20 protein-coding genes and 1 pseudogene are annotated in these 21,633 nt (G+C 70.0%); 12 read left to right on the plus strand and 9 right to left on the minus strand.

Features of this window, described 5'->3' with window-relative positions; all coding sequences use genetic code 11:
* Positions 1-47 precede the first annotated feature (47 nt).
* Genes ACO057_RS06395 through ACO057_RS06420 form a run of 6 tightly spaced genes read right to left on the minus strand, consistent with a single transcriptional unit; the run spans position 48 to position 6,004 of the window.
* Positions 48-512: a GNAT family N-acetyltransferase gene (locus ACO057_RS06395; protein ID WP_421989786.1), complete on the minus strand. Its 465-nt coding sequence runs from the start codon at positions 510-512 to the stop codon at positions 48-50.
* Complete coding sequence (locus tag ACO057_RS06400; RefSeq protein WP_421989788.1) at positions 509-1,504, minus strand: LysR substrate-binding domain-containing protein; 996 nt, start codon at positions 1,502-1,504, stop codon at positions 509-511. Before ACO057_RS06400 ends, ACO057_RS06395 begins: the two co-directional genes overlap by 4 nt.
* Positions 1,505-1,562: 58 nt before the next feature.
* On the minus strand, positions 1,563-2,090 hold the full coding sequence (locus ACO057_RS06405) for a 3-isopropylmalate dehydratase (RefSeq protein WP_421989790.1): 528 nt from the start codon (positions 2,088-2,090) through the stop codon (positions 1,563-1,565).
* The gene (locus tag ACO057_RS06410) at positions 2,087-3,346 is read right to left on the minus strand and encodes a 3-isopropylmalate dehydratase large subunit (protein WP_421989792.1); all 1,260 of its coding nucleotides are present in this window, start codon (positions 3,344-3,346) and stop codon (positions 2,087-2,089) included. The genes ACO057_RS06405 and ACO057_RS06410 overlap by 4 nt, the downstream gene beginning before the upstream one ends.
* A gap of 10 nt (positions 3,347-3,356) precedes the next feature.
* Positions 3,357-4,433: a 3-isopropylmalate dehydrogenase gene (gene leuB, locus ACO057_RS06415; protein WP_421989794.1), complete on the minus strand. Its 1,077-nt coding sequence runs from the start codon at positions 4,431-4,433 to the stop codon at positions 3,357-3,359.
* Positions 4,430-6,004, minus strand: coding sequence for an ABC transporter substrate-binding protein (locus ACO057_RS06420; protein ID WP_421989796.1), 1,575 nt, complete (start codon positions 6,002-6,004; stop codon positions 4,430-4,432). Before ACO057_RS06420 ends, leuB begins: the two co-directional genes overlap by 4 nt.
* A gap of 224 nt (positions 6,005-6,228) precedes the next feature.
* Between ACO057_RS06420 and ACO057_RS06425 the strand changes: the two genes are divergently transcribed.
* Both ACO057_RS06425 and ACO057_RS06430 read left to right on the plus strand, forming a co-directional pair.
* Entirely contained in the window at positions 6,229-7,605 is a 1,377-nt protein-coding gene (locus tag ACO057_RS06425) for an aminotransferase (protein WP_421989798.1), read from the plus strand.
* Between the two features lie 259 nt (positions 7,606-7,864).
* A complete protein-coding gene (locus tag ACO057_RS06430) occupies positions 7,865-8,461 on the plus strand; it encodes a peroxidase-related enzyme (protein WP_421989800.1) in 597 nt (198 codons plus the stop codon).
* A gap of 12 nt (positions 8,462-8,473) precedes the next feature.
* Here the strand turns inward: ACO057_RS06430 and ACO057_RS06435 are convergent, their stop codons facing one another.
* From ACO057_RS06435 to ACO057_RS06445, 3 genes are all read right to left on the minus strand, one after another.
* Positions 8,474-9,442, minus strand: coding sequence for a Bug family tripartite tricarboxylate transporter substrate binding protein (locus tag ACO057_RS06435; protein WP_421989802.1), 969 nt, complete (start codon positions 9,440-9,442; stop codon positions 8,474-8,476).
* Positions 9,443-9,736: 294 nt separating this feature from the next.
* Positions 9,737-10,327: a peroxidase-related enzyme gene (locus ACO057_RS06440; RefSeq protein WP_421989804.1), complete on the minus strand. Its 591-nt coding sequence runs from the start codon at positions 10,325-10,327 to the stop codon at positions 9,737-9,739.
* Positions 10,328-10,344: 17 nt separating this feature from the next.
* Positions 10,345-11,310: a Bug family tripartite tricarboxylate transporter substrate binding protein gene (locus ACO057_RS06445; protein WP_421989806.1), complete on the minus strand. Its 966-nt coding sequence runs from the start codon at positions 11,308-11,310 to the stop codon at positions 10,345-10,347.
* Between the two features lie 508 nt (positions 11,311-11,818).
* On the opposite strand from ACO057_RS06445, the gene ACO057_RS06450 reads away from it, so the two are divergent.
* The 10 genes and pseudogenes from ACO057_RS06450 to ACO057_RS06495 all read left to right on the plus strand — a co-directional run.
* Entirely contained in the window at positions 11,819-12,781 is a 963-nt protein-coding gene (locus ACO057_RS06450) for a sulfurtransferase (protein ID WP_421989808.1), read from the plus strand.
* A gap of 13 nt (positions 12,782-12,794) precedes the next feature.
* Entirely contained in the window at positions 12,795-13,934 is a 1,140-nt protein-coding gene (locus ACO057_RS06455) for a YeeE/YedE family protein (RefSeq protein ID WP_421989810.1), read from the plus strand.
* Between the two features lie 235 nt (positions 13,935-14,169).
* Complete coding sequence (locus ACO057_RS06460; protein WP_421989812.1) at positions 14,170-15,753, plus strand: ABC transporter substrate-binding protein; 1,584 nt, start codon at positions 14,170-14,172, stop codon at positions 15,751-15,753.
* Between the two features lie 39 nt (positions 15,754-15,792).
* Positions 15,793-17,439: a carboxylesterase/lipase family protein gene (locus tag ACO057_RS06465; protein WP_421989814.1), complete on the plus strand. Its 1,647-nt coding sequence runs from the start codon at positions 15,793-15,795 to the stop codon at positions 17,437-17,439.
* Between the two features lie 141 nt (positions 17,440-17,580).
* Entirely contained in the window at positions 17,581-17,733 is a 153-nt protein-coding gene (locus ACO057_RS06470; RefSeq protein ID WP_421989816.1) for a hypothetical protein, read from the plus strand.
* A gap of 166 nt (positions 17,734-17,899) precedes the next feature.
* Complete coding sequence (locus ACO057_RS06475; protein ID WP_421989818.1) at positions 17,900-18,772, plus strand: hypothetical protein; 873 nt, start codon at positions 17,900-17,902, stop codon at positions 18,770-18,772.
* Positions 18,759-19,757: an ABC transporter substrate-binding protein gene (locus tag ACO057_RS06480; protein ID WP_421989820.1), complete on the plus strand. Its 999-nt coding sequence runs from the start codon at positions 18,759-18,761 to the stop codon at positions 19,755-19,757. The genes ACO057_RS06475 and ACO057_RS06480 overlap by 14 nt, the downstream gene beginning before the upstream one ends.
* A 31-nt stretch (positions 19,758-19,788) precedes the next feature.
* Positions 19,789-20,625: an ABC transporter permease gene (locus ACO057_RS06485; protein WP_421989822.1), complete on the plus strand. Its 837-nt coding sequence runs from the start codon at positions 19,789-19,791 to the stop codon at positions 20,623-20,625.
* The gene (locus ACO057_RS06490; RefSeq protein WP_421989824.1) at positions 20,622-21,344 is read left to right on the plus strand and encodes an ABC transporter ATP-binding protein; all 723 of its coding nucleotides are present in this window, start codon (positions 20,622-20,624) and stop codon (positions 21,342-21,344) included. Before ACO057_RS06485 ends, ACO057_RS06490 begins: the two co-directional genes overlap by 4 nt.
* 20 nt (positions 21,345-21,364) lie before the next feature.
* Positions 21,365-21,633 (plus strand): annotated as a pseudogene (locus ACO057_RS06495) (hypothetical protein); the annotation flags it as partial.

Here is a 21,633-nt window from a genome sequence, read left to right on the forward strand (position 1 = left end):
GCTTGGAGAAGCATCCATCTCCCATGGAGATGACTGCCCCCCGCGCCCTAGATCTCCATCTTGAAGTGGAAGGAAGAGATATCCATCCCGTAGCGGTGGTAGAAGCGCCGTGTCGCCGCCCGACCCAGGCCGGAGTTCAGGTGAATGGAGGCGCAGCCCTCGGCCCGGCCGTGATCGCGCACGTGATCCATGAGGATCCGGCCGAGGCCGCGTGCCCGTGCATCCTGGACCGTGGCGATCTCCTCGATGCTGACATGCCGCCCGTAGGACAGGGATTCCGCCACCCGGAAGACCACGCAGGCCAGCACGCGCGGACCTTCCTCGATCCCGGCCACGCGCACGCCCGGCTCGCGGACCATGCGCGTCAGGGTCGCGGTGAAGTCGGCGGGGTCCAACCTCCCGGGATGCAGCACGTCCAGCGCCTCGAAGCAGCGCGCCAGGTCCTCCGGCTCCTGGAATAGCCGGACCTCGATGGTCGGGGGCACCGGCTCCCGAAGCTCACCCGGATTCATGTCGTTGCCTTGTGCCGTGTTCCCGCCGGTTTAGCCTGCCGCGCCACGCCGGCGCCCTGCCGCTTCGTCACTTCGCCCTCGCCACTCGCGATGGCTGAGACGGGCACACCCAGCAGGTGCGCGACGAGCCTGCGCGGCGCCGCGGCCAGTCGGTCCGGATCCGCCACGCAGACCCGGTGCGTGCGCCTGGCCCAGGGCTCGCGGATGGCCAGCACCGCGAGGTCCAGCGCCCCGGCCATCATTCCCGCGTAATGCGCCGTGACGATGCCCACCCCGAGCCCCTCCTGCGCCAGCCGGCAGACGGCGTCGAAGCCGTCCACCCGCAGGCGGATCATCGGCGCGCGCCCCAGGGCAGCGGCCGCGCGGGAGAGGATGGAGCCCACGGAGCTGTGGCGGACCTGGCCGATGATCTCATGCGCCAGCAGGTCGGCGAGAGTGACGTCAGACGCTCCCGCCAAAGGATGATCGCGCCCGACGACGGCAGAAAGGCTGTCGCGCGAGCAGGTCTGGACCCAGAGGTCGCCCGCCGGCGCCGTCTCCGCGAAGACGCCGATATCGGCGGCGTTCTCCGTCACGGCGCGCACGACCTCCTCGCTCAGCAGCTCGCTGAGATCGATGCGGACGTGCGGGTTCTCCGCCATGAAGCCGCGCAGCATGCCCGGCAGGAAGCCGGTCAGCGAGGCCTCGTTCGCGCCGAGGCGGATATGGCCCTGCTCACCCGCGACGAGGCTCTGCAACTCCTCCTCGAGCAGCGCGGCCTCGTGCATCAGGCCGCGGGCCCGCCGCAGCAGGATGGCGCCGGCCGGCGTCGCCTCCACGCCGCGATGATGGCGGCGCAGCAGAGCGTGGCCGCTGCGCTGCTCCAGCTCGCCGATGCGCTTGCTGATGGCCGAGGGCGCGATGTTCTCGCGCTCGGCGGCCCGCGCGATGCTGGCCTCCTCGATGACGGCGACGAAGAGCCGGGCGGTGACGAGATCGATATGCAACGGCACGGCCCGCTCCCGGCTGGTGAGGGGCGGGAGACTAACAGCCGTCACGGAACCGCCAAATCTAGCCTGGGCCGTGGATCTTCCTCCGGGACGCCCCGTCATCCGCGACGAGCCTCCTCTTCAGCAGCAGCGGGAGGACGCCGCCGCCCTGCATGATCTCGAGCAGCTTGGTCGGAATCGGCGTGGCATCGAGCACCGCGCCGGTGCGGTGGTTGATGACGCTCCAGCTCTGCAGCCGGATCTCGGCCACGTCGCCCTCCTCGAAGGCCTCGGACACGCCGGGACATTCGATCGCCAGGAAGCCGTAGTTCACGGAGAGGCGGAAGAAGAGGCCGTTGATGGTCTCCGCGATGACCGCGCCGATGCCGATGTTGCGCAGCGATCGCGCAGCCGGCCGGCTCGATCCCATGCCGAAGTTGCGCCCGCCGATGATGAGGTCGCCGGGGCGCATCTCGTCGATCCAGCCGGGGCGGTTGGCCTGGAAGACTGCCCGGGCCTGCTCCGCCTCGCTCTTCATCAGCACGGGCCCGGGCAGCATCAGGTCGGTGTTGATGTTGTCGCCGAACTTCCAGCTGCGTCCCGTGGTCATGCCGCGTCTCCCGGGATGAAATCGGCCGCGCCGACGATGTGCCCCGCGATGGCCGAGGCCGCGACCGTCGAGGGCGAGGCCATGAAGATGCGCGCGGAGGGATCGCCCATCCGTCCCTTGAAGTTGCGGGTGCTGGCGGTGATGCAGACCTCGTTCGGCCCCAGCACGCCCATATGGCCGCCAATGCAGGCGCCGCAGGTGGCGGTGGTGACGATGGCGCCGGCCTCCATGAGCGTCTGCACGTAGCCGGCCTTCGCGGCCTCGCGGTAGATCGCCTGGGAGCCGGGGGTGACGATGAAGCGCACGCCCGGCGCCACCTGGTGCCCGGCGACGATATTCGCCGCCGCCGCCAGGTCCTCCAGCATGCCGTTGGCGCAAGAGCCGATGAAGGCCTGGTCGATCCGCTGGCCGGCGACGCTGGCGATGGAGACGGAATTGCTCACGACGGCATCGGGCAGCGCGACCAGCGGCACGACCTCCGAGAGGTCCAGCGTGCGGCGATCGGCATAGAGGGCATCCGCATCGGGCCATTGCGGCTCGAAGGGCTCGGGATTGCGGGCGCGGACATAGTCGATGAGCAGGTCGTCTGGCTCGAAGATCACGAAATCCGCCGAGAGCTCGGTGCCCATGGTGGCCAGGGTGCGGCGGGCGTTGAGGCTCAGCGTCGACATCGAGGGCCCGCCATATTCGATGTTCTGATTCACATGCGCCCCCCAGCGTCCCGCGATGTAGAGGAAGATGTCCTTGGCCGAGACGCCCGGGCGCAGCCGGCCGACGAAATCGTAGCGAACGGTCTCGCTGACCCGGAACCAGGTCTGGCCGGTGGTGATCGCGAAGGTCATGTCCGGCCCGCCCACGCCCCGCGCCGCGCAGTTGAAGGCGCCACCGCCGCAGGTGTGGGAATCGCCGTTCACCAGCACGGTGCCGGGCAGCGAATAGGCGCGGTCGGCCACGATGACATGGCTGATGCCCTGATCCTTCCCCACGTCGTGGAAGCGCTCGATGCCGAATTTCTTCGCGAAGGCACGGCCATAGACCTGCGCCTCGGCCGCCGCCACGTCGGGGGCGGGGATGAAGTGGTCGTAGACGATGACGACCTTCGTCGGGTCATGGACGTGCAGCACCTCGGTCCGGTGCTCGGCATAGAAGGTGAGGTCGAAGAGGACGGAGGTCTCGACGTCGACGAAGACCACGTCGCCCGGAACGACGCTCGGCAGGCCCGCCGAGCGCGCCAGGATCTTCTCGACGATGTTCATGCCCATCGCATCAGATCTCCGCGGCCACGGCATCGCCCATGGCCTGGGTACCGACGAGCCTGCCGCCTTCCTGCATCACATCCGCCGTCCGCAACCCGCCGGAGAGCACCTTGCGCACGGCGTTCTCGACCCGGCCGGCCGCGGTCTCGTCGCCGAAGCTGTGGCGCAGCATCATCGCGGCCGAAAGGATCATGCCCAGCGGATTGGCGATGTCCTTGCCTGCGATATCGGGCGCCGAGCCGTGGATAGGCTCGTAGAGCCCCTTCCCGCCCTCGCCCAGCGAGGCGGAAGGGGATAGGCCGATGGAGCCCATCATCATCGCCGTCTGGTCGGAGAGAATGTCGCCGAAGAGGTTGCCGGTGACGATCACGTCGAAGCGACCGGGATCGCGCAGCAGCATCATGGCGGCGGCGTCGACATAGAGGTGGCTCAGCTCAACGTCGGGGTAATCCCGGCCCACGCGCGTCACCACCTCGCGCCAGAGCGCCATCGTCTCCAGCACATTCGCCTTGTCGATCGAGCAGAGCTTGCGCCGACGCTGCCGGGCCAGCCGGAAGGCGGCATGGGCGATGCGCTCGATCTCGTGCTCCTCGTAGCGCATGGTGTTGATGCCGGTGCGTGCGCCCGGCGCGCCGGTCACCCCGCGCGGCTCGCCGAAATAGATATCGGCGTTCAGCTCACGCACGACGACGAGATCCAGCTGGGCGGCGAGGTCCGCGCGCAGCGGCGAGGCATTGCCCAGCTCGGGGATGTACTTCACCGGACGCATGTTGGCGTAGAGGCCGAGGTCGCGCCGCATCTCCAGCAGCGCCGATTTCGGCCTGACGGGCGCGAGCAGGTCCGGCTCTTCGGAGACCGCCGTGCTGGAGGCGCCGATCGCGCCGAAGAGGATGGCGTCGGCCTCCTTCACCAGGGCGTGGGTGGCGAAGGGCATGGTGGTCCCCAGCGCCTCGATCCTTTCGCCGCGGAGGCTGGCCTCCTGCGCCTCGAAGCGCAGGCCGTTGCTGCGCAGCTCATTCAGGACCTTCACGGCCTGCTGCATGATCTCGGGCCCGATGCCGTTGCCCGGGAGGATCGCGATCTTCATTGAGGTGCCCTCGTGACGCCCATGGCGGTCGTCTGTTCGTCCATGCGCGGCGCAATGACGAAGTCCCGTCGCGTCGCCCAGAAATTGGTGAGCTGGAAAAGCGGGATCAGCGCCACGTCGTCCATCGCCATCTTCACGGCGTCGCGCAGCAGCGCCTCGCGGGCCGCATCGTCCTCGGTGGCCATGGCGCGGCGCGTGAGGTCGTCCAGCGCGGGGTTGGAGTAGCGGCCGTTGTTGTTGGCGCCGGTGCCGCGCTGCCGGTCGTAGGTGCCGATCACATGGGTAATCATCACTGAGGCCTCGCCGCTGGAGCTGCCCCAGCCGCCGAGCCGCATGGCGAAGTCCTGCCGGGCGTTGCGCGGCGCGAAGGCCGCGGTGGGCAGCGCCTCGACCGTCGTGCCGATGCCCACTCGCGTCCACATCTGCGCCACGGCCTGGGCGACGCGCGCGTCGTTCGGATAGCGGTCGTTGGGGGTGTGGAAGGTCAGGCGGAAGCCCTGGGGAAAACCGGCCTCGGCGAGCAGGCGGCGGGCACCTTCCGGATCGGGCCGGGGCGCCGCCACTTCGGGATTGTAGCCGAAGGTGCCGGGAGGCAACCATTGGCCGTTGGGCTGCGCGGTGCCCTCCATCACGCGGTCCGCCAGCGCCTGCCGGTCGATCGCGAGTGAGAGCGCCCGGCGCACGCGCAGATCGAGGAAGGGATTGCGCGGCAAGGGCGTGCCGGCATTGTCCGTGACGAAGGGCACCTCCCCCGTGCGCGACATGTCGCTCTGCAGGTAGATCACGCGCAGGCCCTGGATCTCGGCGACGCCGATACGTGGATCGCGCCGCAGCCGGGCAATGTCGCTGGTCGGCACCTTATCGATCACGTCGACATCGCCGGCGAGGAGCGCCGCGCTACGGGCGGGGTCGCTGGTGATGGCGCGGAAGGTGACGTTGCGCCAGGCCGGGGTGCCGCCCCAATAGCCGTCGTTGCGCGTGAACTCGTAGCGCGAGGCGCTCTGGTAGCCGCGGAAGCGATAGGGCCCGGTGCCGATCGCCGCCGTCCCGGCATTGTAGTCGGCCGTCGTCGCGCCCTCGCCGGCATGGCGCGAGACGATGGCGATGTTCGTCAGGTCGCGCGGCAGCAGGGGATGCGCCTGGGTGAGATGAAAATGGATGGTGAGCGGATCGACCACCTCGACCCGCTCGATCATGCGCAGGAACCCACGGAAGCCGCCCGTGCTGTTGGGCACGTCGCGGGCGCGAGTGAAGGAGAAGGCGACGTCATCCGCGGTGAAAGGACGGCCATCATGCCAGGTGACGCCCTCGCGGAGCTTGAGCTCCCAGAGAATGCTGGTGACGGGCCGCCAGCTCGTGGCAAGCCCGGGGATGGGTTCGACGGTGGCGCTGCGGTCGATCAGCCTGTCGTAGATATGCGCAGCGTAAGCGTTATTCGGCGAGTTGTTGTAGAAATGCGGATCGGCGGAGGTCGTGTAATGGCCGATGCCGACGCGAAGATCCTGCGCCCAGGCCGGGCCTGCCAGAAGGCCCAGCGTCACCAGCCCGGCCGATAATCTCTCAACGATCAATGCCGATATCCCCGCTCAGCCAGTTCGGGTCGTCAGCTTATCCATCCGGCCCGGATTGTGATGTCGCCGTTGGGAACGCGAACATCTCCGTTCGCCATGCCAAGCCATCTCCACAGGAGATGCACGTCTCTCCAAGCGGCACTTTCGACGCGCGATTCCGAAGGCCTATCCTCGCCCGGCCAGGCACCGGCTTCCGCGACGGGTGCGTAGAGGAAATAGGCTCGATGACGCATTTCTCCGCCAACAGCCCGCATGCCCGCGACATCGCATCGGTCCTGCATCCGCAGACGAACGCTCGCAAGCATCTGGACGTCGGTCCGACCATCATGACGCATGCCGATGGCGTCTACATCAACGACGACGCGGGCAATTCCTTCCTCGATGCGGGCGCCGGCCTGTGGTGCGCCTCGCTCGGCTACGCCAATGAACGCCTCGCCAAGGTCGCCTACGAGGCGATGAAGACGCTGGGCTACTACCAGATCTTCCGCCATGCCTCGCACGGCCCGGCCATCGATCTCTCGGAGAAGCTGCTCTCCATCGCGCCCGTGCCGATGTCCAAGGTGCTGCTGCAATGCTCGGGCTCGGAGGCGAACGACACCGCCATCAAGCTCGTCTGGTACCACTGGCAGGCCCAGGGCAAGCCGGAGAAGCGCAAGATCATCTCGCGCTCCGGCAGCTATCACGGCTCCACCTGCGCCACGATCAGCCTGACCGCCAAGCCCGACTACCACAGCGGCTTCGGCCTGCCCTTCGACGGCTTCCTCTACACCGACTGCCCGAACTTCTACCGCTTCGGCCTGCCCGGCGAGACGGAGAAGGAATTCTCGCAGCGCCTGGCCGACAAGCTCGAGCAGACGATCCTCGAGGAAGGCCCGGAGACGGTCGCGGCCTTCTGGGCCGATCCGGTGCAGGGCGGCGCGGGCGCGCTTCCCCCGCCGGCCGGGTATTTCGAGAAGGTCCAGGCCGTCCTGCGCAAGTATGACGTGCTCTTCGTGGCCGATGAGGTGATCTGCGGCTTCGGGCGCACCGGCACGATGTGGGGCTGCGAGACCTATGGCATCGAGCCGGACCTCATCAGCTGCGCCAAGGCGCTCTCGGCCGCGATGCAGCCCATCTCGGCGGTACTGATCAACGACCGTATCTTCCAGTCGCTGCTGCTGCAGAGCGACAGGTACGGCGCCTTCATCCACGGCTATACCTATGCCGGCCATCCGGTCTGCGCGGCGGTTGCGCTGGAGACGCTGAAGATCTACGAGGAGATGCAGCTCATCGACCAGGTTAAGTCGGTGGAGCCGGTCTTCCTCAAGGAGATCGGCGCGCTCTGCGACCATCCGATGGTCGGCAACTTCACGGGCTGCGGGCTGATCGGCGGCATCGAGATCGTGAAGGACAAGGAAAGCCGGACGGACTGGCCGGCCTCAGTCGGCCTCGGCGGCCGGCTGGATGCGGCGGCGCGGCGCAACGGGCTGATCCTGCGGATCGTGGGCAACCGCATCGCCTTTTCGCCACCGCTGATCATCACGGCCGAAGAGATCCGCGAACTCGCGCGGCGCCTGCGGAAGACGCTGGACGAAGTCCATGCCGATGTGAAGGCGCTTTAGCTGCCGGGAGCGGCCGCCCGGCCGTATCGAGCAGGTCGATTGATATTCAGGACATAGCGACCTTATCTCCAGCGATGCTGGCGTTCCTCGCCGCCAGATCCCAGAATCTCCCGCGCACTCAGGGGGATTCGGGCGAGCCGGACTTCGATACATCCGCGAACGTCAGAGACGCGGCGATCCGCGCCATCCAGCCGAGAGACACCCGATACACCGCTGCCCCCGGAACGAGGCCGCGCCCAAGCCCGCAGAGGAACCCGCCATGTCCAACCGCCCCCATCCCGAGACGCCCACTCCCGCCATCTCCTGGCTGGCCCTCGGTACGCCGCCGAAGGCCCCGGCCGAGGTCCAGGCCGTGCTGGACCGGACCAAGGAGAAGCTCGGCTACATCCGCAACGGGCAGCTCGCGGTCCTGCACCGCCCCAATCTCGTGCTCGGACAGGACGCCCTGAGCCGCGCGGCCACGCAGGATCCGGACAGCGCGCTCTCCCGCCGCGAGCGCGAGCTCATCGCGCTCGTCGTCAGCAGCGAGAACCGCTGCGAGGCCTGTGTTTTCGGCCATGCCGCCGCGCTGCGCGAGATCACCGGAGATCCGGTGCTGGTCGACCGCCTGATCGTGAACTACCGCCATGCCGGCCTGTCCGCGCGCGAGCGGGCGCTGGCCGACTACGCGCTGAAGATCACGCGCCGCCCCGGCGAGATCGACCCGGAAGACCTGGACGTGTTGCGCCAGGCCGGGCTGACGGAGTTCGCCATCCTCGATGCGGCGGCGGTCGCGGCCTATTTCAACTTCAGCAACCGCATCAACAGCGCCATCGGCGTGACGCCCAACCCGGAGGCAGCCTCGGCCCACCGCTGAGGCGCAGGCCCCTCAACTGACGCGGATGCCGGCGGCCTGGATCACCTCCCGATTCACCGCCGTCTCCTGCCGGAGCAGCGCCGCCGTTTCCGCCAGCGAGAGCGGCTGCGCCTCCACGCCCAGGGCCTTCAGCGCCGCGACGGTCTCCGGGGCGCGTGACGCCTCGGCGATCGCGGCATGCAGCGTCCGGACCACCGGCTCCGGCGTGCCTGCCGGGGCGACGGCCACGAAGAACTGCGTCAGGTTCCAGTCGGGCAGGCCCACCTCGCGGATATGCGGCACGCCCGGCAGGTCCTCCGCGGCGCTGGCGCCCCAGAAGGCGATGGCGCGCAGCCGCCCCGCCTGGACATGGCCGATGGCCAGCGCGTCCATCACGAACTGCACGTCGCCCGCCACGGCGGCCGAGAGCACCTGCCCACTGCCGCGATAGGGCACGTGGGTGATGTCGATCCCGGTCCGCAGCCGCAGGTACTCACCGGCCAGATGGCTGCCGGTGCCCACGCCGGCCGTGCCGTAGTTCAGTCGGCCGGGATGCCGCCGCGCATACTCCAGGAAATCCGGGAAGCTGTGGATCGGCAGGCGCGGATCCACCGCCAGGATATAGCGATAGTGTCCGAGGAAGCCGACGGGCAGCAGGTCCGCCTCGGGATCGTAGGGCGCGCGCAGCAGCTGCGGCGCGGAGGTCAGATTGGCGCTGGAGGCGTTCAGCAGCAGGGTGCCGTCCGGCCGCGCCCGCGCGACATAGGTGGCGGCGATGGTGCCGCCGGCACCGCTGCGATTCTCCACCACCACGTTCTGGCCCAGGCGCTGCGTGAGCTGCCGTGCGAAGATGCGGCCCACCGCGTCGTTCGTGCCGCCGGGCTCATAGGGCACGACATAGGTGACGGGCCTCGCCGGATATTGCTCCGCCCGAAGGCGCGTGACCGGCAGCGCGGCCAGGCCCGCCGCACCCAGCGCCCGGCGGGAGAAGACCGGGCTCATGCGCCGGCCTGCGGCTGCGCGCCGCCGATCAGCCGGCCCCAGCGATCGAGCTCCGCGGCGAGAGCGACGAGACCGAGGGCGGCGGCGGTGAATGACCTTCTATGCATGAGGCGAATTCCTTGAAGAGATGTCCGTGCGTCCGGGGACGACCCGGGACTGCGGGCCGGCTTCGAGAGGGTGGACGTGGCCCCGATCGCCGGAAGCCGCGCCGACCTCGGCGATCATCCTGGCCGCGAGATCCGCCAGCGGGCGGCCCTCCACGAGCAGGCCGCCATCACCGTCGAATAGGGAGCGTCAGCCCGCGCGATAGGCGGCATGCGCCTCCGGATTCAGCCGCGTGCCGAGCACGCCCGTGACCCGGTTGGTGAAGTTGAAGACGCCGACGATCTGCGCGGCCTCCACGATCTCCTCCTCGCTGAGTCCGGCGGCGCGGAGACCGTCGATATAGCTCTCGTCGGCATCCTGCGGGTGGCGCGTCAGCTTCGTGGCGAACTCGGCCAGGGCGCGCTCCCGCTGGCTGAGCGGTGCGCGACGCCAGTTGACCGCGAGCACGTCCACCAGCTCCTTCGAGGCGCCGGTCTTCTCCAGCGCGGTGGCGTGCTGAATGGTGCAGACGTCGCAGCGGTTCTCGGAGCTGACGACGACCGCCAGGATCTCCCGCTCGCGGAAGGGCAGCAGGCCGTTCGGGCTGCGCACCAGCAGGTTCACCAGGCGCTGGCTGGCGACGAGATGCTCGGGGCGGAAAGGCAGGGTGAGCCCGTGGCGGACGAAGCCCTTGCGGGCCTTCTCCTCGGCCTGGAGTTCGGCAAGCTCGGGCGTGACGCGCTGCGGCTCCCTGATGCGCAGATAGGAGGTGCCCTCGCCGTGCGGCTTGTGCTCGGTCATGTCGTTCATCCTTGGCTTCAGGAACGGGCGGAAAGGCCGATGCGGCGGACGAGATCGCCGTAGACGGCGTGGTCGTGGCGTATGCGATCGAGGATCTGCTCGGGACTCAGCCGCTCCGGCCTGAGACCGAGGCCCTTGGTGAGCCCCTCCAGCAGCGCCGGATCCTCGAAGGCTTCGTTGAGATGGCGGTTGAGCGTGGCCACGACCTCGGGCGGCGCGCCGGCCTTGACCAGGATCGCCCACCACGGATTCACCGGCCAATTGGCGAGGCCGACCTCCTTCACGTTCGGCAGGTCGGGCGCCTCGCTCCAGCGGCCGGGGCCCGTGATGGCGATGGCGCGCAGCCGGCCGGTCTGGGCGTGCTGCAGCGCGTAGGAGTCGAAGATGAATTGGGTATCGCCGGCGATGGTGCTGTTGAGCGCGCCGGAGCTGCCCGGGAAGGGCACGTGCACCGCGTCGATCTCGGCGAGCTGCTTGAGCAACTCGCCCTGGATATGGCCGAAGGAGCCGTTGCCGGCGGAGCCGAAGTTGAGCTTGCCCGGATTGGCGCGCGCATAGGCCACCAGCTCGGGCAGCGAATTCACCGGCAGCGAGGGATGCACCGCGAGGACCGTGTAGCCCTCGCCCGGGAAGCCGACCGGCGTGAAATCACGGAAGGGATCGAAGGGCGCGTTGAGGAGGTGCGGGACGATGCAGAGCACGCCGCTGGTGCTGTTGAGCAGCGTGTAGCCGTCGGCCGGCTGCTGGGCGACGTATTGCGTGCCCAGCGCGCCGCCGGCGCCGGCGCGATTCTCCACCACGACCGGCTGGCCGAGGCGAGGGGCTAGGTTTCGCGCGACGTGGCGCGCGAGGAGGTCGTTCAGCGCGCCGGCCTGGAAGGGGACGACGTAGCGGAGCGGACGATCGGGAAAGGCGGCGGCACGAGCGCTGGGCGTGGCGAGAAGCGCGGGAAGCGCGAGAAGGGGCCGGCGTGGAAGCGGCATGAGGGCTCTCCGGGAGGGCAGCGTGCCGGACCGTCGAAGCGGGCCGGATCAGGGCGGGACAGGCGACGAGGCCGCACGACATCGGCGCCTGCTACGCGTGGAACGAGGCTGCACAGGCATTGCGATCATCAGGCCCTTCTCGCCGGCGACGCGCCGAAGCCACATCAACGACTCAATGATCGTTGTTTGTCAATTTAACTATTATAATTTGTTTAATATGCCTCGAGAATTTGCGGAATCTGGAGGGCCTGCCTAAATCCCTCGGTCATCTCCGGGCCGAACCAGACACGCAGGACGAGCGATAATTCCACGATATATAATAATGAAATCAAAAAACACTTTTCAAACTGATAGATTGCGCATATCTCATCTACAGGAAATGTGTCTGGAGGGAAGCTTGATCCGGTTTCCGCGCACCGAAGACGGACGATGTCGTGGCCTGCTCGCCTGAGGACATGAAGCTCGTCCACCCATCCCCTTCGCCGGGTCATCACACGGAATCAAGAATATGACGTTGCCCCTCGCCTCCCGCCGCGGGCTTGCCGCCCTTGCCGGCGGCATCGCCCTCGCCGCCTCGGCCCGCGACGCCTTCGCCCAGGCGCCCTCGGGCGCGGGCCAGGCCCTCGTCTCCACCGACTGGCTCGCCGCCAACCTCCGCGACCCCAAGGTCCGCATCATCGAGGTCAGCGTGAATCCCGGCCTCTTCGAGCGCGGCCACGTGCCGGGCGCGACCAACGTCTCCTGGCATCGCGACCTCGTGGACACCGTTCGCCGCGACATCGCCAGCCGCGAGCAGATCCAGGCCCTGCTGCGCCGCGCCGGCGTCAGCGAGGACAGCACGGTCGTGCTCTACGGCGACAACAACAACTGGTTCGCCGCCTGGGGCGCCTGGGTGCTCGAGATCCATGGCGTGCGCGACGTCCGCCTGCTCGACGGTGGCCGCCGCAAGTGGGAGGCCGAGGGCAAGCAGGTCTCGACGCGCCCCGTCACGCAGACGGCCACCACGCTCGAACTGCCGGCACAGCCCAACCTCGCGCTCCGCGCCCGCCTCGCCGACGTGGTGCCGATCGCGCAGAGCCGCGCGGCCGAGACCAAGCTGGTCGATATCCGCAGCGCCGACGAATATTCCGGCCGCATCTTCGCCCCGCCGGGCTTCCAGGAGCTGGCGATCCGCGCGGGACACATCCCCGGTGCCGTCAACGTGCCCTGGGGCCAGGCGGTGCGTCCTGACGGCACCTTCAAGAGCGTGGAGGAGCTGCGCGCCCTCTACGCGGCGGCGGGCATCGACGGCAGCAAGCCGATCATCGTCTATTGCCGCATCGGCGAGCGCAGCAGCCACACCTGGTTCGCCCTGAAGCGCATCCTCGGCTACCAGAACGTGCGGCAATACGACGGCTCCTGGACCGAGTACGGCAATTCGGTGGGCGTGCCGATCGACAATCCCGCCGGCACCGTCTGGGGCGCCACCTGACGGCACCGGATCGATGATCGGTTGGTTCGGGGCGGCGATGGGAGTCGCCGCCCTTTCCGTTCTGGGCCTCGCCGTCGCGGGCGACCGCGCGCTGGTGATGGCGCTCCTCCTGGGCGCGGGCTTCGGCCTCGCCTTGCAGCGCAGCCGGCTCTGCTTCCTCTGCATCCTCCGCGACGCCGTGCGGAACGGCGATCCGCGCGGGCTGCTCGGCATCCTCGCCGCGCTGGCGGTGGGGACGCTGGGCTATGGCATCGTCTTCGGCGCCTGGCTGCCCAACCCGGCCGCGCCGGCCTTGCCGCCGGACGCGCATATCGGCCCGGTCTCCTGGGTGCTTGTGCTGGCCGGCATCGCCTTCGGCCTGGGGATGACGCTCTCCGGCTCCTGCGTCTCCGGCCATCTCTACCGGCTGGGCGAGGGCTCGCTGCGCGCACCGGTCGCGCTGGTCGGCACGGCGCTCGGCTTCCTCGCGGGCTTCGCGAGCTGGCCCGCGCTCTACGAGGCGGGCATCCGCGACGCACCCGTCGTCTGGCTGCCGCACCACCTCGGCTATGCCGGCAGCATCGCGGCGAGCCTCGCCGTCCTGGGCCTGCTGGCCCTGCCGCTGCTCGCCCGCCTGCCCGCCCGTGAGGCGGATGCCGGCCGGCTCGACCCCGCCGAGGTGCTGCGCCGCGTCTTCCGCCGGCGCTGGCCCGCCTGGGCGGGCGGCCTCGCCGTCGGCGCCATCGGCGCGGTGGCCTATCTGCGCACCGAGCCTCTGGGCGTGACGGCCGCGATCGGCGGCGGCGCGCGCGCGATCGGCGACGGGCTGGGGCTGCTGCCGTCGCGCCTGCCCGGCCTCGACGCTTTTGCGGGTTGCGGCACGGCGCCGGACGCGATCCTGGGCAATGCGGTCTTTGTGGGTGGGATGGTCCTCGCAGCGCTGGTGGGCGCGGGCCTCGCGGGGCAGATCGCCTTTGCCTGGCCGGGCTGGCGCGTTCAGGGCCGCACGCTGATCGGCGGGATCCTGCTGGGCTGGGGCGCCATGCTGGGCCTGGGTTGCACCGTCGGTGTCCTGCTTTCAGGCACCATGGCGGCGGCGCTGTCGGGCTGGATCTTCGGCGGCGTGACGCTGGCCACCGCGGCGCTCACCCTGCGCTGGCGGTGGGACGGCTAGATCGCATCGGTTTATCACCTAAAAATTTCGCATAAATCTTATTGAACAATTTTATTTGGTTGTTATTCTTTCCCGGTGAGCAAGCGTCCTCCGGCCCCGTACGCCAAGGCCTCCCCACCAGCCCTTCAGGCTGCCGCGCCGCGATGTCGCGCCGGCGCCTGAGCGCCGCCCGCCTTCCTCCCTTTCCGATCCCGTAGATGCGGCCAGGCCCGTCCTGGCCCGCGAAGGACGACTCATGGCCACCCGCCGTTCCCTGCTGCTCGCCGCCGCCACCGCGGTGGCGGCACCGGCCCTCGCCCAGCCGCGCGACAGCCGCGTCCTGCGCTTCGTCCCGCAATCCGATGTCGGCGTGCTCGATCCGATCTGGACCGGCGCCTATGTCACCCGGAACCACGCCGCGCTGATCTTCGACACGCTCTATGCACTCGACAGCCAGTTCCGCGTGCAGCCGCAGATGGCCGAGGGCCATCTCGTCGAGGAGGAGGGCCGCCGCTGGACCATCCGGCTGCGCGACGGCCTGTTCTGGCATGACGGCGAGAAGGTCCTGGCGCGCGACGCCGTCGCCAGCATCCGCCGCTGGGCCGCGCGCGATTCCTTCGGCGACGCGCTGCTCGCCGCCACCGACGAGCTCTCCGCGCCCGACGACCGCACGCTTCGCTTCCGGTTGAAGCGGCCCTTCCCGCTGCTCAGCTACGCGCTGGGCAAGCCGGGCTCGCCCCAGGCCTTCATCATGCCGGAGCGCATCGCCAGCACCGATCCCTATCGCCAGATCAGCGAACTCGTGGGCTCCGGCCCCTTCCGCTTCAACACGGCCGAGCGCGTGCCCGGCGCGCACCTCGTCTACGAGCGCAACGAGCGCTACCGCCCGCGCGAGGAAGGCACGCCGGATTTCCTGGCCGGCCCCAAGCGCGCTCTGATCGACCGCGTCGAATGGCAGGTGCTGCCCGATGCCTCCACTGCCGCGGCCGCCTTGCAGCGGGGCGAGGTGGATTGGTGGGAGGCGCCGGGCTTCGACCTGCTGCCGCTGCTCGGGCGCAACCGCAACGTCAACGTCACCGTGCTGGACCCGACGGGCTCCATCCTGGTGCTGCGCTTCAACCAGCTCCAGCCGCCCTTCGACAATCCGGCCATCCGCCGCGCCATCCTGCCGGCGCTGAGCCAGGCGGACTACGTGATGGCCGCGGCCGGCGAGAACCCGGATTACTGGCGCACCGGCGTCGGCGTCTTTCCTCCGGGTACGCCGCTCGCCAACAAGGCCGGCCTCGAGCCGCTGACCGGGCCGCGCGATCTCGACAAGGCCCGACGCGCGCTGGAGGCGGCGGGCTATCGCGGCGAGCGCACGGCGGTCCTCGTGCCCACCGACCTCGCGGTGCTCAAGGCCGAGGGCGAGATCGGCGCCGACCTCCTGCGCCGCATCGGCTTCAACGTGGACTTCCAGGCGCAGGACTGGGGCACCACACAGCAGCGGCTCGCCAAGCGCGATCCCATGGACCAGGGCGGCTGGAGCTTCTTCCACACGACCTGGGCGGGCGCGGACCAGCTCAACCCCGGGGTGCACCAGTATCTCCGCGGCAATGGCGCGACCGGCCGCACCGGCTGGCCGGATTCCCCCCGCATCGAGGCGCTCCGCGACGAATGGCTGCTGGCGGCGGACGAGGCCGAGCAACGCCGCCTCGCGGGCGATCTGCAGCGGCAGGCGCTGCATGACCTTCCCTACGTCCCGCTCGGCCAGGTGCTGAACCGCACCGCCCATCGCCGCAACGTCACCGACATTCTCGGCGGCGGCTACCCGGTCTTCTGGAACCTTCGGAAGGCCTGACCGACCGCCCTCACCCCGTCACACGCAAGGAATGAAGACATGACCGATCATCTCCCCGAGCCCCCGGCGGGCACGGCCCTCCATCGACGCGGCCTGCTGGGCGGGCTGGCCCTGCCCTGGCTCGCGCTCCCCGCCGCCGCGCAGCACGCCGCCGCGCCGGTGGTGGAGACCGCCTCGGGCCGGTTGCGCGGCGCGGTGTCCGGCGGCGTCTCCGTCTTCAAGGGCATCCCCTATGGCGCCACCACGGCCGGCGCCAACCGCTTCCGCCCACCGCAACCAGCGCCGAATTGGGCCGGCGTGCGCGAGGCGACCACCTTCGGCCCCAACGCGCCGCAGATCTGGTCCGAGAGCCCGGCCGAATTCGCCTGGTACTGGGCCAACCTGCCGCAGAGCGAGGACGCGCTGACGCTCTCGCTCTACACCCCCGCCACGGGCCAGGGGCGGCGGCCGGTGCTGCTCTGGCTGCACGGCGGCGGCTTCTCCATCGGCACCAGCTCCGCCCCGGGCTTCGACGGCTCGTATCTCGCCAGGACGCAGGACGTCGTGGTGGTCTCGATCAACAACCGGCTGAACCTCTTCGGCTCCTTCTTCACCGGCGAGCATCCCGACCAGCTTTCGCCGGAATCCGGCAATCTGCAGGTGCTGGACCAGATCGCCGCGCTGCGCTGGGTGCGCGACAATATCGCGGCCTTCGGCGGCGATCCCGGCAACGTCACCATCTTCGGGCAGTCCGGCGGCGCGGCGAAGGTCGCGGCGCTGCTGGCGGCGCCCACGGCGGCCGGCCTGTTCCATCGCGCGGCGATCCAGAGCGCCTCGGGCGCCTGGCGCCTCGCTCCGCCGGAGGTGGCGGCGCGCTCGGCCCATGCCGTGCTGCAGGAATTCGGCCTGACGGCGCGCGACGCCGGCCGGCTGCGCGAGGCCCCCGTCGATCGCCTGCTCGCCGCCCTGGCCAAGGTGGGCGCCACGGAGTTCCGCCCCGTGCTCGACGGCCAGGTCTTCCCTCAGCATCCCTACGATCCCGTGGCGACGGCCAGCGCGCGCGGCATCCCCGTGCTGATCGGCTGGGCGGCGACGGAGGCGACCTTCTTCCTCGCCGGCGATCCCGGCAATTTCGCGCTCGACGCCGCCCGCGCGCGGGCCCGCATCCAGCGCTTCCTTCGCCTGGACGATGCCGCGACGGACCGCGTCATCGAGGGCTACCGGCAGCTGCATCCGGACGTCACGCCGAGCGAATTGCTGATCCGGATCACCAGCGATCACTTCTACCGCCTGCCCACCGCGCTGGTCGCGGATCGCCAGGCGGCGGCCGGCGGCGCGCCGGTCTATTCCTACGAGTTCGACTGGGCCTCGCCAGCCCGGCAGGGCGCGCTGGGATCGCCGCATACGGGCGAGGTGCCCTTCATCTTCGGCACGCTGGAGGCCGCCGCTCCCCTGGTGGCCGGCGATCCGCGGGCGCCGCAGGTCCGCGACCGGATCGGCGAGATCTGGGGCAGCTTCGCCCGCACCGGCCGGCCCGCGAGCCAGGCGGTCGGGGAGTGGCAGCCCTATACGCCCGGCGATCGAATCACGGCGCTGATCGGCGGCGAATGGCGCACGGTGAAGGACCGCCTCGCCGGGCCGCGCGCGCTGATCGGCGGGCTCAAGCCCTTCGAATACAGCGACCCCGTCACCTTCGTGCGGGACTGACCATGCGACGCCGCGCCCTCCTCGCCAGCGCCCCTGCCCCTCGCCGGTGCTGGCGCAGGAGGCGCAGCGGCGCTCTCCGCGACTTCGTCGAGAAGCGCACCGCGCCCATCGCATCCGACTCCCCCTGCCGAGGAACTGAGCATGGATTTCATCGACCCGACCTACCCAGACCTCGCGGGCGCCCTTCTCGCGCTGCTCTGGGCCTGCGCCGTGGCGGTCGTCCTGACGATCGCCTTCCCCCCGCGCGCGAGCCTGTCGGACGAGGAAGCGATGGCCCTCTGGTTCATCTACTGAGCGTGCGGGAGCGCACGCATCCCGAGCCGCGCACGGCAGATATGCGATATAATTATGTAAATATACAATTTCACTGTTGTTTTATGTTTTTAAGAGATTTACCCATGGTGCGCCGCAGGATGGCGCCACGCCTCTCCTGCAGTGATCGATCTCGAAGGAGAGCCGCATGTCCGCTTCGCCCCCCGTCATCCGCATCTCGCCCAACCCGCCCGTCTTCGACCTGCCGATCCTCGTGGCGCTGGAGAAGCGCCTCTTCGCCGCCGCCGGCCTCGATGTCCGCCTGGTCGCCAGCTATTCCGACCACGACACGGGCGAGCGCGACGTGCTGAAGCGCCAGAAGGAATCGCTCTTCGAGGACCGCAAGGCCGACGCCTACAACGTCTGCGAATGGGGCGGTATCGACCGTCTGGAGCGCGGCACCGGCGAGGGGCGGATCGCCGCGCTGCGCCCGGCCATCGCGGCCCAGGCCATCCTCGCCTTCGATCCCGCGATCCAGACGCCGCGCGACCTCGCGGGCGTGCCCATCGGCGTGAACGAGTTCACCGGCTCGCATTTCGTGACGGTGCAGACGATCGAGGGCGCCATCGGCAAGGGCGCCGTGAAGCTCGAGCATATCGGCGCGCCGGAGACCCGGCTGAAGAAGCTCCGCGAGGGCGTGGTGCGCGCCGCGGCGGTCATGGAGCCCTGGATCTCGCTGGGCCTGAAGCAGGGCGCGCATATCGTGGCGCTCTCCTTCTATCGCGGCGCCGAGGTCGTCTCGCCGCAGCTGACCGAGGCGCAGCGCGAGAGCTTCTTCAGCGTGCTCGACCAGGCGGTGGATCTCATCAACGCCGATTTCGGCGCCTACGCCCATCACCTGACCGACGCGACCGCGGGCGCCCTGACGCCCGGGGAGCTCGCGCAGAACTACGGCCACTTCATCCGCTACCGGCACGCCCAGCGCTACGAGGAAGGGCTCTTCGCGCCCGCCTATAACTGGATGCACGACCGGGGCTATTCCGAGGGCAAGAACACCCATGCCAGCCTTGTCGTTTCCTGAGTTTCACCCGACCCGCCGGCAGGCACTCGCGCTCGGCGCCGGCCTTCTCGCCGCGCCCGCCCTCGCGCGCGGCGCCGCCCCGGCGGCGGTGCGCGTCACCCTGCCCGGCGCGGGCAGCGCGGGCGCCATCTGGCGGCCGCTGATCGCCTCGCTGCCGCCGGAAGTCCTGGGCGGCGTCGACATCCAGTGGGTCGGCGCCAATCCCGGCCAGATGCAGGTGCAGCTGCTGGCCGGCACGCTCGACGTCAGCGTCTATGGCGCGCTCGGCCTCGTCGAGATCGCCGCGCGCGGGGCGGATATCGTGGTCTTCGGCCCCGGGCTGAACAATCACGGCCGCTGGCTGGTGCGCGCCGACAGCCCCTACCGGAAGCCCGAGGATCTGATCGGCAAGCGCATCGCCTCCACCGCCGAGACGAGCGAGACCTTCAAGGCCGCGCGCATCGCCTCGGCCGTCGGCGGCCTCGATATCCGGCGCGAGATGAGCATCGTCTTCGGCCCGCCCGCCGCCAACCAGGCGCTGTTCGAGCGCGGGGACGTGGAGGGCATCCTGACCCTGGAGCCGACGGCCACGCGGCTGATCGGCCAGGGCGCGCGCGAGATCGGCCGCGTCGCCGACATCTGGCGGCAGGGCACGGGCGAGACGGAGCTGCCCTTCCTGGTCGGCCTCGCGGCGCAGCGCAGCTGGGTGGAGCAGAATCGCGAGCTGGCCACGCGGCTGGCCCGCATCTTCGCCGCCGCCAACCGCCTCACCCGCAGCGAGCCGCAGCGCCTGGCCGAGAACCACGCCGCCTACGGCATCCGCGAGAACGAGCGCGCCGCCATCGAGCTGCTGCCCACCCGCCTCGCCGACGTTTACGGCACGGTGTGGAACGAGGCCGTCTTCGCCTCCATCGACCGGCAGATCGAGGTCGCGCATCGCCTCGGCCTCGTGCCCGCGCCGCCGTCCCGCAAGCTCTACGTCGAGACGCCGCTCCCGCCGGCATGACGCGCCGCAAGGCGATCGAAAGGAACACAAGATGAGCGCGACCGACACCGTCGCCCTGCCCGCGCCTGCGCGGCAGGAGGCGCGGCCCCGCCCTCGCCGGGAATGGCCGGCGCGGCTGCGCCGGATCCTGCCCGGCCTCCTCTTTTGCGTGACCATGGCCGTGGCCTGGGAGCTGCTGGCCAGAACCAAGCAGAGCCCGCAGGTGCCCGACCTCGCGGAGGTCTGGTCGGAGGTCACGCGCCTGCTCGTCGGCGGCATGGCGCTGGAGCAGGTGGGGATCACCCTCTGGCGCATCTCGCTGGGCGGGGTGGCGGGCTTCGCGGTCGCGGTGCTGCTCGGCTTGGCCGCCGCGCGCAGCAAGCTGTTCAATTCCTTTATCCAGCCCGCCGTGGTGCTGGGCCTCACCGTGCCCGGCCTGGTCTGGGCGCTGCTCTGCGTCATCTGGTTCGGCGTGGGGCTGGCGACGCCGGTCGTCTCCATCATCCTCGGCATCGCGCCGCCGCTGCTGGTGACGATCTCGCAAGGCCTGCGCGCCGTGGATGCGGAGCTGACCGAGATGGCGCAGGTCTTCCGCTTCTCGCGCTGGGCGCGCATCCGCTACGTGCTGCTGCCCTCCATCGTGCCCTTCCTGCTGGGCGGCGTGCGGCTCGCCTTCTCGCTGGCCTGGAAGGTGATCGTGCTGGTCGAGCTCTTCGGCCTCTCGGACGGCGTGGGCTACCAGCTCAATTCCGAGTTCAGCGCGCAGAACGTGGCGGGCGTGCTGGCCTGGACGCTGATCTTCTGGGTGGTGATGGCCGCCATCGAGTTCGGCGTCATGCAGGGGCTCGAGAACCGGCTCACGCGCTGGCGGCGGGAGGCGCGGCCATGAGCGCCTCTCCCATCCTCTTCGAGGGCGTCGGCAAGACCTATCCGGGCCTCGGCGACCGCGCGGCGGCGACCATCCTGCGCGACTTCGACCTGCGCATCGAACCGGGCGAGCTGCTCGCCCTGGTCGGCCCCTCCGGCATCGGCAAGACGACGCTGCTGCACATGGCCGCCGGGCTGGAGGAGACCGATACCGGCCGCGTCGAGGCCGGCGCCGAGCGCCGCCTCGGCATGGTCTTCCAGCAGCCCCGCCTGCTGAACTGGCTGACGGTGGCGCGCAACGTCGAGCTCGCCGCCGAGGCCGTCGGCCTGCCGCCCGAGCGCGGCCGCGAATTGCTGGAGGAGGTCGGCCTCGCCGGCTACGAATCCGCCTTCCCGCTCGGCCTCTCGGGCGGGCAGCGGCAGCGCGTGGCCCTGGCCCGCGCCTTTTCCATCGACCCCGAGATCGTCCTGCTCGACGAGCCCTTCAGCGCCGTCGATGCGCTGACCGCCCGCCGCCTGCGCCTGCTGCTGCAGGAGCTGTGGCAGGCGAACCCGCCGACCGGGCTGCTCGTCACCCACAACACGCAGGAGGCCGCCTTCCTGGCCGATCGCGTGATCGTGCTGGGCGGCCGCCCGGCGCGCGTCGTCGAGGAGATCGTCGTGGACATCCCCCGGCCGCGCGATCCCGAGGATTCCGCGGTCTTCGAGATCCACCGCCGGATCATGGCCCGCCTCACCTAGATCCCTCCAGGAGCCTTTCCATGTCCCTCCCCCGCCGCCCCCTTCTCGCCGCCGCCGGTTTCGCGCTGGCGGCGCCCTGCCTGCGGCCGGCGCGCGCGGCGGTGCAGACCGTCCGCATCGCCAACACCGCCATCGGCAATGCCGGCGCCATCCAGCGCCCGATCATCGAGGGCCTGCCGGCCACGGCGCGCGAGGGGCTGGACCTGCAATGGGTCGGCGGCAATCCCGGGCAGATGCAGGTGCAGCTCATCAGCGGGGCGCTGGACGTGGCCTTCTCGGGGGCCATCGG

It is taken from the genome of Roseococcus sp., assembly GCF_965227005.1.
Classification (GTDB): domain Bacteria; phylum Pseudomonadota; class Alphaproteobacteria; order Acetobacterales; family Acetobacteraceae; genus Roseococcus.